Origin of the sequence: Paraburkholderia sp. JHI2823, assembly GCF_038900695.1 — a bacterium.
Classification (GTDB): Bacteria; Pseudomonadota; Gammaproteobacteria; order Burkholderiales; family Burkholderiaceae; genus Paraburkholderia; species Paraburkholderia mimosarum.
In genome coordinates, this window is the sequence record NZ_JAYMRY010000018.1 from 34,420 (window position 1) to 48,525 (window position 14,106).

At 66.5% G+C, this 14,106-nt stretch carries 7 protein-coding genes; 6 read left to right on the forward strand and 1 reads right to left on the reverse strand.

The window, feature by feature from the left end:
- Positions 1 to 16 precede the first annotated feature (16 nt).
- The 3 genes from VSR34_RS20005 (at position 17) to VSR34_RS20015 (ending at position 5,524) form a co-directional block, all read left to right on the forward strand.
- A complete protein-coding gene (locus tag VSR34_RS20005; protein ID WP_342963289.1) occupies positions 17 to 2,989 on the forward strand; it encodes a CheR family methyltransferase in 2,973 nt (990 codons plus the stop codon).
- A 119-nt stretch (positions 2,990 to 3,108) separates the two neighbouring features.
- Complete coding sequence (locus VSR34_RS20010; RefSeq protein WP_342963290.1) at positions 3,109 to 3,546, forward strand: cupin domain-containing protein; 438 nt, start codon at positions 3,109 to 3,111, stop codon at positions 3,544 to 3,546.
- A 505-nt stretch (positions 3,547 to 4,051) separates the two neighbouring features.
- The gene (locus VSR34_RS20015; protein ID WP_028212388.1) at positions 4,052 to 5,524 is read left to right on the forward strand and encodes a circularly permuted type 2 ATP-grasp protein; all 1,473 of its coding nucleotides are present in this window, start codon (positions 4,052 to 4,054) and stop codon (positions 5,522 to 5,524) included.
- Positions 5,525 to 5,538: 14 nt separating this feature from the next.
- On the opposite strand, the gene VSR34_RS20020 is transcribed toward VSR34_RS20015, so the two are convergent.
- Positions 5,539 to 6,618, reverse strand: a complete 1,080-nt coding sequence (locus tag VSR34_RS20020; RefSeq protein WP_028212387.1) for a putative zinc-binding metallopeptidase — start codon at positions 6,616 to 6,618, stop codon at positions 5,539 to 5,541.
- 185 nt (positions 6,619 to 6,803) lie between these two features.
- Between VSR34_RS20020 and VSR34_RS20025 the strand changes: the two genes are divergently transcribed.
- The 3 genes from VSR34_RS20025 to VSR34_RS20035 all read left to right on the forward strand — a co-directional run bounded on the left by VSR34_RS20025 (position 6,804) and on the right by VSR34_RS20035 (position 13,905).
- Complete coding sequence (locus VSR34_RS20025) at positions 6,804 to 10,289, forward strand: transglutaminase family protein (RefSeq protein ID WP_342963291.1); 3,486 nt, start codon at positions 6,804 to 6,806, stop codon at positions 10,287 to 10,289.
- A 77-nt stretch (positions 10,290 to 10,366) separates the two neighbouring features.
- On the forward strand, positions 10,367 to 13,015 hold the full coding sequence (locus tag VSR34_RS20030) for a circularly permuted type 2 ATP-grasp protein (RefSeq protein WP_028212385.1): 2,649 nt from the start codon (positions 10,367 to 10,369) through the stop codon (positions 13,013 to 13,015).
- Positions 13,006 to 13,905: a transglutaminase family protein gene (locus VSR34_RS20035; RefSeq protein ID WP_342963343.1), complete on the forward strand. Its 900-nt coding sequence runs from the start codon at positions 13,006 to 13,008 to the stop codon at positions 13,903 to 13,905. Before VSR34_RS20030 ends, VSR34_RS20035 begins: the two co-directional genes overlap by 10 nt.
- Positions 13,906 to 14,106 lie beyond the last annotated feature (201 nt).

Sequence of the window (14,106 nt, forward strand, 5' to 3'; positions counted from 1 at the left end):
ATCGCAGGAGCCGATCATGGCTGAACCGTATGGGCTTGTTGACGACATGTCTTCGATGACACCAATCGTCGCAATCGGTGCATCGGCCGGCGGCATCACCGCCTTGCAGAAGTTGTTCGAGACGCTGCCTGCCAGGTTGCCGTACGCGTTCGTCGTACTGCAGCATCTGCCGACGGGGGAATGCAGTCGTTTGGGGCAACTTGTCGCCGGATGGACCTCCATGCCCGTCCTTGCCGCTGCCGACGGAACCGTCCCCCAGCCGCGCTGCGTCTACCTGCCGTCGCCGGCTCATATTCTGACAATCGAGCATGGTGCGTTCCGGACCAGGCCGGCTGATGGCGGCGGGCGGCGACCTGGCATTGATACGATCGACACATTTCTGGAAAGCCTCGCGCGGCACGCCGGTCCCCGTCATATTGCCGTGATCCTTTCCGGCACCGGCATGGACGGGACAGCAGGAGCCATCTGCATCCGCGAAGCAGACGGGGTCGTGATCGTTCAGGATCCGCTTACGGCGACGCATGACGGCATGCCCAACGCCGTCATGCAGCGCGGGATTCACGATCATGTGCTTACCGTCGGAGCGATCGGACATCAACTCGTGGCTTGCGCCGATCCCCGGTACACAAGACCCGAACGGTCGGTGGACTGGAAAGGCGAGATGTCCGGAACGCTCGGCCGCATTATCGACCTGATCCGGCAGCGCAGCGGTTTTGATTTAAGCGGATACAAGCCTTCACCGCTGTTCTGGCGTATCCAGCAACGCATGGACACGCGCAAGATCTGGGCGTTCGACGACTACGCGTCGCTCGTCGAGGACGACCCCGTCGAACTGGAAGCACTAATGCGTGGTATTCCGATCCATGTGACGGAATTCTTTCGCGATGCGAAGGCGTGGGAAGTGCTCCGATCGGATGTGCTCGTGCCTCTGATAACGAATGCGGGAAAGAACCCCGTGCGAGTCTGGACGCCGGCCTGTTCCACCGGCGAGGAGGCCTACTCGGTCGCGATGCTTCTCGATGAAATCTCAGACGGGAGCGGCCGACGCGGCAATTTCCAGATCTTCGCGACCGATGCAGCGCCAGAGCTGGTCGCGAAAGCCAGCCGTGGTGTGTTCCGGGCAGATGCCCTGGCGGCGATATCCGCTGCACGCCGGACGCGGTTTTTCTATCAGGTCGATTCCGCATTCCGGGTGAAGCGCCATCTGCGCGAAAGGCTGGTATTTGCCCCGCATGATCTTCTCGCCGATCCGCCGTTTTCCGGCCTTCACCTGATTACGTGCCGGAACCTGCTTTTCTACCTTGAGCCGGAGAGCGTCAACCACGTGCTGCATGTCCTCCATGGCGCGTTGCGGATGGGCGGTTTTCTTTTCCTCGGGAAGAGCGAGCCGTACTCGCTCGAACGGCAGGCCTTCGCCACCGTGTCGAGGGAATGGAAGATCTACCGGAAAGTCGGCCAGATGAGCCCGCCCCGCAGACCGGCGCTGCCAAAACCCGCCGCCACCATCGGGCCCCACTACGCAACGGCGCTTCGCGTTGCGCTGGAACAGTTCCATGTGCCGTGCGTGCTCATTGACGACGAAGGCAGCGTCCTGCGCGTCTACGGCGAGGCCAGCGAGGTTCTCAGCCTGCCAGCAGGCGAACCGACGCTGAGCCTTCCGGAGCTCGTGCCGCGGCAGTGGTCAGCACACCTTCGTCTTTCCATACAGCAGGCGTTCGCCGAGCGCGTGCCTGTCACGCTCACGGGACTGTACGACCGCGGGACCGGAAAAGCGTCCCTCAGTGTCCGGCTGACGCCCCTGCAAACCTCGGAGGACGCCGTCTGGGACCGGATGCTGGTGTCTTTCATCCGTGGACAAGGTTCATCGGAGCACCCCGATGACGGCGCCGGCGCGCCAGAGCTACCGGCCCCGCAGACCAATGACTCCGTGGACTGGCAGAACGAATTTCGCGTGTCGCGTGAAGAACTGGAGGCGTCCAAAGAAGAACTGCTGGCACTCAATGAAGAACTGCAGGCGTCCAACGAACAGTTGAATGAAAGCAACGAGGACCTCAACGAAGCGAACTGCCGACTCCAGGCGAATATCGGGCAACTGGCGATGCAAAGCCGTGTGTTGCTGTCCGGTGCCATCATGACCATGTTTCTTGACCGGAAGGCGGAACTCCGCTGGTTCACGCCTGCGATGTGCGAACTGTTTCCGCTGACGTCGAACGATATCGGCCGCAACATCGAGGATCTCGTTCCGAGATTTCGGGACAGGACTTTTGTGGGTGACATACGCAGTGTCCTCGACGGCGCCGAACCGCGGGAGGCTGTCGTAAATGGCGCCAATCAACGCTGCTTTTTGCGAAAGACCTGGCCGTACATATCCGAGGTGGGCGCAATAGCAGGCGTCGCCGTCACCTATGCCGACATCACCGAGCGCAATCGGGCCGAGAGCGCGCTGCGCCTGAACGAGGCGTGGCTTTCGGCCCAGAACGAAGCGTTCAAGTCGGCGATGAACGGGGCGTCGCTTGACGCGTCGCTGGGCATCCTGATCCGCGCACTCGTCACTCAGGCCGATGATGCGCGTCGCTGCGCGTTTTACATCGCCGACGGCGACGTCCTGCGACACGTGGTGGGCATGTCGGACGACTACGCCCGCTGTGTGGACGGATTCCGCATTTCGCCGGAGTCCCTCGCCTGCGGGCTCGCCGTCGCGACGGGCACCCCGGTCATTACGCGCGATGTGCTACTCGAACCGCGCTGGGAGCCATGGAGATGGCTGGCGCAACGGTTCGGCTATCGCGGCTGCTGGTCCTTCCCGGTCGAGACATCGGAAGGCAATCTCGTGGGCTCACTTGCCATGTACTTCGAAATGCCCCGTGAACCCTCGCCACTCGATCGCAAACTGGCAACGGCATTTGCACAGACAGCGGCGATCATCAGCTGGCGGCATCTGCAAGTGGGGCGTCCCGGTCACACCCCTGGCGGCCCCTCAGGAGGCTAAACGCTCAGCGGGATGCAGCGGCGACGGCGGAGCTTGCGCCCGCCAGCGCATTTCGCGCTGGAACATCTCATGCTTGGCATTCCTCCGCCCTTTCACCCTGATCCCACCGGAGACCTGTCATGCAAACCGGACTTGCCACCCGCTTTTCGCACGTCAAGCCGCAGGACACCTCATTCGAGGGCGGCGGGCTGCGCGACTTCTTTGTCTATCGTGACCTGGGAATCGCCGACGCCACGCACGGGAAGGTGATCGCGCAGCTTGTCAGGGCAAACCTTGCGCCGGAGTTGGGCACGGGCTGGCACCGCCATGAGGCAGAGTTTCATATTGTCTTCATGCTCAAGGGCTGGGCGCGCTTCATGTACGGCGACAAGGAAACACTCGTCGAAGCCGGCGACTGCGTGCACCAGGCGCCGGGTATCGCCCATTACCTGTTCGATTACGCGCCCGACATGGAGTACCTCGAAATCGTGAGCCCGGCCGACTTCAAGTCGATCGACGTGGACGCACCGTGTGCCGTGCCGGCCCCGACGCCCTGGCAAGCGAGCCCCACGGCGTGAAGCGCGCCATCGACGCACCCGGCATCGCATCCTGATCTCCGCCGCGCACCAAAACCGGGCATCTCCTCTTGCGCCGATGCGCGGCCCGGCGGCGCCGCGCATCGAAAAAGTGCCGCGCGACGCCTGCGGGCGAATCGCCATTCAAGCTCCCTCGCACGGCTCGTTGCGCGCCACAGCCGATGCCATGAAACACGCTATGCGCCAGCATCGGCATGGAAGTTGCATTGCCCACGTCGCAGCCCGATCACCGGCGTAGCGGCAGTTGCGCACGGCGCGCGCACTCGAGCGAACTTGCCCGTATGGGGGGGGCGCGTCTCAGGTCTTCTTGATCAGGCAAATGCGTCGAAGCGTCGTTCGGCACGGCTCGCGGGGAGCAAGCCGACACACGCGAAATCGGCAACAGGCGTCATCGATCGAGAGTAGCCGTCGATTCGGGCTGGGGGCGGAACCAGCCGGAAACAGCGCGTAGAAGTCGCGCGCATAAGCAGCGAACGGAAAAACGGATATGACGCAAACATTCTTCAACGAGATGTTCGAGCACGGGGAATTCGACGTTCGCGGTCTCGCCGCCACGGCGTTCGCGCAGGCCGGCGCGCCGCGCGCCCACTACCGCGAATTCTTCGCGTGGATGCGCAGCCAGAGCGAGCAGCAGATGCTCAAGAAGCGCAGTGAAGCCGATGCCATCTTCCGGCGCGTGGGCATCACCTTCGCCGTCTATGGCGAAAAGGATGTCTCGGGCGCGGGCACCGAGCGCACGATTCCCTTCGATGTGATTCCACGCATTTTTCAGCAGCAGGAGTGGAACGCGCTGGAGCTTGGCCTGCGTCAGCGCGTGAATGCGCTCAACCGCTTCATCCACGACATCTACCACGAGCAGCAGATCGTGAAGAGCGGCATCGTGCCCGCCGACCAGATCCTGAGCAACGCGCAGTACCGCCCCGAGATGCAGGGCGTCAACGTCGCGCACGACATCTATGCGCATATCGCGGGCATCGACATCGTGCGCGCCGACGCGGGCGAGTTCTACGTGCTGGAGGACAACCTGCGCGTGCCCTCCGGCGTCTCGTACATGCTCGAAAACCGCAAGATGATGATGCGGCTCTTTCCCGATCTGTTCGTGCGCAATCGCATCGCGCCGGTCGCGCACTACCCCGACCTGCTGCTCGATACGCTGCGCGCCGCGGCGCCTGCCGGCGCCGACAACCCGACCATCGTGGTCCTCACGCCGGGCATGTACAACTCGGCCTATTTCGAGCACGCGTTCCTCGCGCAGCAAATGGGCGTCGAGCTCGTGGAAGGCCAGGACCTGTTCGTCGAAAACGACTACCTGTACATGCGCACGACGCAGGGTCCGCAGCGCGTGGACGTGATCTACCGGCGCGTGGACGACGACTTCCTCGATCCGCTCGTCTTCCGCGCCGATTCGTCGCTCGGCGCGGCGGGCCTGATGAACGTCTACCGCAAGGGCAACGTGACGCTGTGCAACGCAGTGGGCACGGGCGTGGCCGACGACAAGTCGATCTACCCCTACGTGCCCGACATGGTGCGCTTCTATCTGGGCGAGGAGCCGCTTCTCAAGAACGTGCCCACGTGGATGTGCCGCAAGCCCGACGACCTGCAATACGTGCTCGACCATCTGCCGGACCTGGTCGTCAAGGAAACGCACGGCGCGGGTGGATACGGCATGCTGATCGGCCCGGCTTCCACGCGCGCCGAGATCGAGGAATTCCGCGCGGCGCTCCTCGCGAACCCGGACAAATACATCGCGCAGCCAACGCTCTCGCTCTCCACCTGCCCCACCTGGGTCGAGGCGGGAATCGCGCCGCGTCACATCGATCTGCGTCCGTTCGTGCTCTCCGGCAAGGAGGTGCGCATGGTGCCCGGCGGCCTCACGCGGGTCGCGCTGCGCGAGGGTTCGCTCGTCGTCAATTCCTCGCAGGGCGGCGGCACCAAGGACACCTGGGTGCTGGAGCGCTAGTCCATCGATCAGGATCACGAACGAACCGACGAAGCCGAGATCACACGATGAACGAACCGCAACTTGTCGATGACGGGCGTCGCCAGCGCGAACGGATAGCCGTCGGGCATGCCGAGGCTGCGGTTCAGGCTGTTGAGCACGTAGGTGAGCGGAAACCAGCGCGCCATCAGGCTGTCGAAGCTCGCCTCGTCCACCGGAGTCTGATCGACGAGCATCGGCTCGTCGGGGCTTTCGGGCAGGAGCGCGAGGCCGCAGGCCGTTGCGGTGTCCAGCGTATCGACGATATGCAGGTAGTGGGCCCACGTCTCGGCCCAGTCCTCCCACGGATGCACGGAGGCATACGCGCTCACGTGGCGCTCCGCCCAGCCGGGCGCGGGGCCGTCGGCGTAATGCGCGGCGAGCGCCGCGGCGTAGTCGGTGCGCTCGTCGCCGAAGCGGCGGCGAAACGGTTCGAGCCAGCGCCGCGTCGGCTCCCGCGCGATGAGGCGCTCGAAATAGTAATGGCCGACCTCGTGGCGAAAATGCCCCAGCAAGGTGCGATATGGCTCGTGCAGCGAAACGCGCGTGCGCTCGCGATGCGCGTCGTCAGCCTCGGCAATGTTCATCGTGATGACGCCGTGATCGTGGCCGGTCATGATGGACTGGCCGTCGCCCGTTTGTTCGAGAAACTCGAACTGCAGGCCATGCTCGGGATCCTCGGCGCGCGTGACGAGCGGCAGGCCGAGCACGCCCAGCGTGTAGAGCAGGCGCCGCTTGGCCGTTTCCAGTCGATACCAGTAAAGGCGGTTCTCCGGCCGCGTCAGGTTGGGGATCGTGCGCGTGAACTGGCAGGCGTGGCACAGGGTGTCCGCGCAATCGGCGGGGATCATGCCATTGCACACGTTCTCGACCGCGTAGTTATGGCACTGGCGAAAGAGCGCGCCCTCGCCCTGCTCCGGTCCATGCACAATGCGCCAGCGGCCCTCGCCCGCCTCTTCGAACGCGTGCATCTCGCCGGTCTGCGGCACGTAGCCCAGGCGCGCCTCGCAGCGTTCGCAGCGCTCGTTTTCAAAAAACACCAGCTGGTTGCAGTGATCGCAGTGAAAGGTCTTCATTGCCGCATTCCGGTGATGGCCGCCCGTGCTGCCATGCCTCGCGCAGCACGCCGCGTGCCTCGCGGACGCATGGCCGCCGCCGCTGTCATATCCGGCACTCACGCCGTCTGCATCATACGCACGCTGCGCCGTGCGGCTGTTGTGCGTTTCGAGCCGTTCCATCCACGTCGATCGAGGAGTCGGGTGTGTCCATCCGTGTCGCGTTAAACCATGTCACGCAGTACCGCTATGACCGGCTCGTGAATCTCGCGCCCCACGTGGTGCGGCTGCGCCCCGCGCCGCACTGCCGCACGCCCATCCTTTCGTACTCGATGCGCGTGGAGCCCGCCGATCATTTCGTCAACTGGCAGCAGGATCCGTTCGCCAACTATCAGGCGCGGCTCGCGTTTCCCGAGCCGATGCGCGAGTTCCGCGTGACGATCGATCTGGTCGCGGAAATGGCGGTCTATAACCCGTTCGACTTCTTTCTGGAGCCGAGCGCCGAGCGTTTCCCGTTCGCCTACACGCCGGAGCTGGCCGCGGAGCTTGCGCCCTATCTGGTGCGCGCAGAGCCGACGCCGCGCTTCGCCGCGTTCGTCGAGACGATCGATCGCACGCCGCGCGTGACTATCGATTTCCTCGTCGACCTGAACCAGCGCCTCCAACGCGAGATCGGCTACCTGATCCGAATGGAACCGGGCGTGCAGACGCCCGAGGAAACGCTGGAGAAAGGTTCCGGCTCGTGCCGCGACACAGGCTGGCTGCTCGTGCAGACGCTGCGCCAGCTCGGGCTCGCGGCGCGCTTCGTTTCGGGCTACCTGCTGCAGCTCACGCCCGACGTCAAGGCAATCGACGGCCCGCGCGGCGCCGAAGCCGATTTCACCGATCTACACGCGTGGTGCGAGGTCTATTTGCCGGGCGCGGGCTGGATCGGGCTCGATCCGACTTCGGGGCTGCTCGCGGGCGAAGGCCATATTCCGGTGGCGTGCACGCCGGAGCCCGGCAGCGCCGCGCCGATCTCGGGCGCGCTCGACGATTGCGAAGTCGAGTTCTCGCATTCGATGTCGATTGCGCGCGTGCTCGAAACGCCGCGCGTGACGAAGCCCTACACCGAAGCGCAATGGGCGGACATGCATGCGATGGGTATCCAGGTGGACGCGGCGCTCGCAAGCCATGACGTGCGCCTCACGATGGGCGGCGAGCCGACCTTCGTGGCGGCGGCCGACCGCGACGCGCCCGAATGGAACACCGACGCGCTAGGCCCCACCAAGCGCCGCTACGCGATCGCGCTGATGGACAAGCTGCGCGCGCATTACGGCGCACTGGGTTTTCTGCACATCGGGCAGGGCAAATGGTATCCGGGCGAGCAGTTGCCGCGCTGGGCGCTCTCGCTCTTCTGGCGTGCCGACGGCGAGCCCTGCTGGCGCGACCCTGCGCTCTTCGCCGACGAGCGCTCGCCCGCTCACCATACGGCGGAAGACGCACAGCGCTTCATCGCCCATCTCGCCGCGAAGCTCGCCGTCGATCCGCAGCATGTGCAGCCCGGCTACGAGGACACCTGGTATTACCTGTGGCGCGAGCGCCGCCTGCCCGTGAACGTCGATCCGTTCGACTCGCGTCTCGACGACGAACTCGAGCGCATGCGGCTGCGCCGCGTGTTCGACGCGGGTCTCGACACCGTGACCGGCTACGTGTTGCCGCTTGCCTGCGAGCGCGGCGATGCATCGTCGGCCTCGCAGGCTCAGCCCGCCCTGGAAGGTCCGCGCTGGATAAGCGGCCCGTGGTTCTTCCGCGACGAGCGCATGTACCTGATGCCCGGCGACTCGCCGATGGGCTACCGGCTGCCGCTCGATTCGCTGCCGTGGGTTGCGGCGGGCGATTACCCGTGGCAGCACGCGCGCGATCCGTTCGCCGCGCCGGCGTCGCTGCGCAGCGCCGCCGGGCTGCGCATGCAGTACGAGTCGGGCTTCGGTGCGACTGCGCAATCGCGGCACGCGCAAAGCGCAGGCGGGGCCGCGTCTACCGAAGGCGCGCGAGGCCCCCACGCGCCCGATGCAAACCGCTACCCCGAGCGCGGCGAATCCGCCGCCTGGATCCACCGCACCGCTCTGTGCGTCGAAGTGCGCGACCCCGCGCGCGCCGCGGGGCCGAAGGCCGAGGCTGCCTCGTTCGGCCGCGCGCAAGGCCAGTTGCACGTCTTCATGCCGCCGCTCGCCGAGCTCGATGACTACCTCGACCTGCTGGCCGCCGTCGAAGCCACCGCGGCCGACCTCGCGCTGCCCGTCGTGATCGAAGGCTATCCGCCGCCGCGCGACCCGCGCCTGAAAATGCTCCAGGTCACGCCCGACCCCGGCGTGATCGAGGTAAACATCCACCCGTCGTCCAACTGGGACGAGCTGGTCGAGCGCACCGAATTCCTCTATCAGGCCGCGCACGAAACCGCGCTCTCCACCGAGAAGTTCATGGTCGACGGGCGCCACACCGGCACCGGCGGCGGCAATCACTTCGTGCTCGGCGGCGCGACGCCAGCCGACAGCCCCTTCCTGCGCCGCCCCGACCTGCTCGCGAGCCTCATAGCGTACTGGCACAACCATCCGTCGCTCTCTTATCTGTTCTCGGGCCTCTTCATCGGCCCGACGAGCCAGGCCCCGCGCGTGGACGAGGCGCGCAACGATCAGGTGTACGAACTGGAGATAGCGTTCGCCGAGATCCAGCGCCAGGTCGATCTGCTGCGCGGGTTCGGGAGCCCCAACGACCACGGCCCGCGCGTGCCGCCCTGGCTCGTCGACCGCACGCTGCGCAACATCCTCATCGACGTGACCGGCAACACGCACCGCGCCGAGTTCTGCATCGACAAGCTCTACTCGCCCGACGGCCCGACCGGCCGCCTCGGCCTGCTCGAACTGCGCGGCTTCGAAATGCCGCCGCACGCGCGCATGAGCCTCGCGCAGCAACTGCTGCTGCGCTCGCTCGTCGCGCGCTTCTGGCAAACGCCGTACACGCAGCGGCTAACGCGCTGGGGCACCGAACTGCACGACCGCTTCATGCTCTCGACCTTCGTGCAGATGGACTTCGACGATGTGCTCGCCGAAACCTGCGCGGCGGGCTTCGCGCTCGATCCCGCCTGGTTCGCGCCGCATTTCGAGTTCCGCTTTCCGCTGGTGGGCGAGTTGCAGACCGCGGGCATCGCGCTCGCCGTGCGCCACGCGCTCGAACCGTGGCACGTGATGGGCGAGGAAGGCGCGGCCGGCGGCACGGTGCGCTATGTCGATTCTTCGGTGGAGCGGCTCGAAGTGCGCGTGCTCGGCATCAACGAGAACCGTCATGTGGTCACCGTGAACGGCCGCGCGCTGCCGCTCCAGCCCACCGGGCGCGTGAGCGAGAGCGTGGCGGGCGTGCGGTTTCGGGCGTGGCAACAGGCGTCGTCGCTGCACCCGACCATCGGCGCGCACGCGCCGCTCACGATTGACATCGTCGATACCTGGAGCGCCCGCGCGATCGGCGGATGCCAGTATCATGTTGCGCATCCGGGCGGCCGCAATTATCAGACGTTTCCGGTCAACGCTTATGAGGCAGAGGCCCGGCGGCGCGCGCGCTTCTTCACGACCGGGCATACACCGGGAGCGGTGGAAGTGCCGCCACCCGAGCGCAGCCTCGAATTTCCGTTCACACTGGATCTGCGGCGCGGCTGATTCCGGCCGATAACACGTCGAGAGACCCAACCGAAGGCGCACCTTGCCCGCGAGGTGCGCCGCGACGACCCACGATCTTGCCGACTCAATCCGCCCTGCCGTTCGATTCCTCCGCCAGCGACGCGCTGGCGCTCGCGCCGCTGCGCACGCTGCCCGTGCGGGCCGGGCACTGGGACGAACTGCGCACGCCGGACGGTGAGCTGCGCGAGCCGTGGCGGCAGTTCTTCGCGCTGATCGGCAAGCCGGGCGTGGCGGGATTCGACAGCGCGGCGGCCTCGGTCGCGCGCCAGGTGAGAGAGAACGACATCACCTACAACGTCTACGCGGACCCGGGCGGCCCTCGCCCATGGGCGCTAGACGTGCTGCCGTTCATCATCGACGAAAACGAATGGGCCGGTATCGAGCATGGCGTGGCGCAGCGCGCGCGCCTGCTCAACGAGATCGTCGCCGATATCTACGGACCGCAGACGCTGCTCGCGCGCGGCCTGCTGCCGCCTGCGCTCGTGTTCGGGCATCCCGGCTATCTGCGCGCCGTGAAAGGCTTCGTGCCGCCCGAACGCCAGTATCTGCAGATCGTCGCCCTCGACCTCGCGCGCTCGCCCGAAGGCCAGTGGACCGTCGTCTCGCATCGCACGGAGGCGCCTTCGGGGCTCGGCTATCTGCTGGAGAACCGGCTGATCGTTTCGAGCCTGTTCGCCGAACCGTTTCGCACCATGCGAGTGCACCGGCTCGCGCCACTGTATTCGCAGCTCATCGCCACGCTCGCCGCGGCCGCGCGCGCGATCATGAGCGCCGACGAACCTGGCGTAGACGGCGCGAGCGGCGCTTCCCCGCATATCGTGCTGCTCACGCCCGGGCCTTTCAGCGAGACCTATTTCGAGCACGTGTTCCTCGCGCGTTATCTTGGCCTCACGCTGGTCGAGGGCAAGGACCTCACGGTGCGCGACGACATGCTGTACCTGAAAACGCTGGGCGGTCTGGAACGCGTGCACGGCGTACTGCGCCGGCTGGACGACAACTTCTGCGATCCCGTCGAACTGCGCGCCGACTCGACCATCGGCGTGCCGGGGCTCCTGCAGGTCATGCGGGCGGGCAATGTGATGGTCTCGAATGTGCCCGGTGCGGGGTTTGTCGAATCGCCCGCGCTGCACGGCTTCCTGCCAGGCATCGCGCAGGCGCTGCTCGGCGAGCCGCTCGCGCTGCCGGGGGTTGCCACCTGGTGGTGCGGCGAGGACGCGGCCTGGCGGGACGCGCTCGCGCAGGTACCCGAAGCGCTGCTCGTGCCGACCTGGCCGGGCGGCCCGCGCGCGCCGTCTTCGCCGCCCGGTCTCGCCGCCGGGCAGCAAACGCTCGCCGCCTGGCGCGAGCGTATCGAGCCATTGCCCGACGCCTTCACGATCCAGCAGCCGCTGCGCTACAGCTATACGCCGCGCTACGAAAACGGCGCCGGCATGCTCGGCGCGCGGCCCGCTGTCCTGCGCGTCTATGCGATCGCCGATCAGGAATGCAGCTGGCGCGTGCTGCCAGGCGGTTTTACGCGCCTCGCCGCAGAGCATCAGGAGTCCGTATCGATGCAGATGGGTGGAAGCAGCGTCGATACCTGGGTGCTGTCGAGCCAGCCCGGTTCGACCTTCACGCTCCTGCCAAGCCCGATGAAACCCGGCGACCTGCGCCGCGAACGCCGCCGCGTGCCTAGCCGCGCCGCGGAAAATCTCTTCTGGGCGGGACGCTACGGCGAGCGCGCCGAGAACGGCGTGCGCCTGTGCCGGCTGATTCTCGGCTCGCTCGAAGGCAGCGACGCGGAAGAGCTGTTCGGCACCTTCCTCGAACTCGCCGCCGCGAACGGCCTCGTGCCAGCCACGGGCGATGAAGCGCGCCGAGACCTCGACGACTTCGAGCGCGCGCTCGTCGCCAATCTCCACGAGCAAGCGGGCGCAACGGGCATCGGCCGAACGCTCGCGAGCCAGGCGTACGCCTGCGGGGAGATTCGCGGCCGGCTGTCTAGCGACCATTGGCGCAACGTACTCGCCGCGCGCAACGACTTCCGCGACGCGCTTCACGCGCTATCGCTCGTGCCCGCGGCGGCGCCGCAGCGTCATGGTGCGGCCATCGAATTCCGACGCAGCACGCCTTACGACCGCATGGCGCTGATGGGCGCGCTCGATGCGCTCGCCACGCAACTGAGCGCGATCAGCGGTTGCCAGGGCGACCGCATGACCCGCGACGAAGCGTGGCGCCTCCTATTCGCGGGACGCCATATCGAGCGCGTGGCGGCACTGGCGACGATGCTCCGCATCGCGGCGCACGAACGCACGCTCGCCACGCCTGCGGGCTTCGACGTGCTGCTGCAACTGTTCGACAGCACGCTCACGTATCGCTCGCTGTATCCGGGGCGCTTCGAAGTGCCCGCCCTGCTCGACCTGATCGTGACGGACCCGACCAATCCGCGCGGCCTTTATGGGGTCTACGCGCGGCTGCGGGCGAGGCTCGATGAAATCGCGCAGGCAGCGGGCGGACCGAGGCGCGAGCCATTCGCTTCGCAACTCGCGCCCATCGAGGCGCTGCCGTCGCTCGAGGCGCTGTGCGAGCCCGGCGACGACGGCCGTTATCCCGCGCTCACCGCACTGTGCGACAGTCTCGCCGAACGCATGGCCGCGGCGTCGAACGAGATCAGCGCGCGCTGGTTCAGCCATGCCGTGCCGCTCGCCGCGCAGGTCTGGTCATGAGCGGCACGCGCCTCGCGGTCACGCACCGCACCACTTACCGCTATTCGACGCTCGTCGAGACCGCGCAGCATCTCGCGACGATCCGCCCGCTCGATCTTCCGTGGCAGCGCGTGCTCGCGCATCGCGAGTCCATCGAGCCGTCGCCGTCGTATCAGACGAGCCGCCACGATGCATTCGGCAACGAGGTGCTCTACTTCTCGTTCGACGCGCCCCACGACTATCTGCAGATGACGAGCGTGACGAGCGTGCTGCTCTCGCCGCGCTACGCTTCGCTCGATGCACACGACACGCCGGCCTGGGAAGACGTCGCGCGGCTGCTGCGTTACACGGCGGGCGGCGCCTTCCATCCGGAGTCCGAATTCTGCTTCGCCTCGCCGAATATCGACTTGTTGCCCGACTTGCGTGCCTATGCGCTGGAGAGCTTCGCGCCAGGCGCGCCCGTTCTGGCCGGCGCGATCGACCTGATGCATCGCATTCATGCCGATTTCGCGTATCGCCCATCGGCGACGGCATTCGACACACCCGCCGCGCGCGCGTTCGAATTGCGTCACGGCGTGTGCCAGGACTTCGCCCAGGTGATGATCGGCTGCCTGCGCTCGATCGGGCTCGCCGCGCGCTATGTGAGCGGCTATCTGCGCAACGATCCCCCCGCAGGCGCTTCGCCGATGATCGGCGCGGACGCTTCGCATGCGTGGGTGTCGCTGTATGTGCCGGCGGCGTCTTCGGCAGGCTGGTTCGATCTCGATCCGACCAACGACGTGCTCGCCGATCAGGGCCACGTCACGCTCGCCATCGGGCGCGATTACAGCGACGTGTCGCTGCTTCGCGGCGTGATACTCGGCGGCGGCGCGCATCGCATGGAGGTGGCGGTGCGGGTGGAGGCGGACTGATCCTGGTGGTACGCTGACGCGGGGTTGGACTGGTCTACGTGCCACCCGCCAGGCCCAACTGAACGGCGACGATAGGTTCGGAGGCCGCGCTACCCCTTCGCTCGCCAACCCATCTGACTCAGCCCGATCCGGATTCAGTGCCAACGACCCGCCTGTTCCTCCCGACAGCATCGCGTGTCCCGGTTCGTGCGCCAGTGTGGT

Excerpts from the sequence above, each read along its gene's own strand:
- VSR34_RS20010 (WP_342963290.1), top strand. The coding sequence starts at position 3,109 with ATGCAAACCGGACTTGCCACCCGCTTTTCGCACGTCAAGCCGCAGGAC.
- VSR34_RS20005 (WP_342963289.1), top strand. The coding sequence starts at position 17 with ATGGCTGAACCGTATGGGCTTGTTGACGACATGTCTTCGATGACACCA.
- VSR34_RS20020 (WP_028212387.1), bottom strand. The coding sequence starts at position 6,618 with ATGAAGACCTTTCACTGCGATCACTGCAACCAGCTGGTGTTTTTTGAA.
- VSR34_RS20015 (WP_028212388.1), top strand. The coding sequence starts at position 4,052 with ATGACGCAAACATTCTTCAACGAGATGTTCGAGCACGGGGAATTCGAC.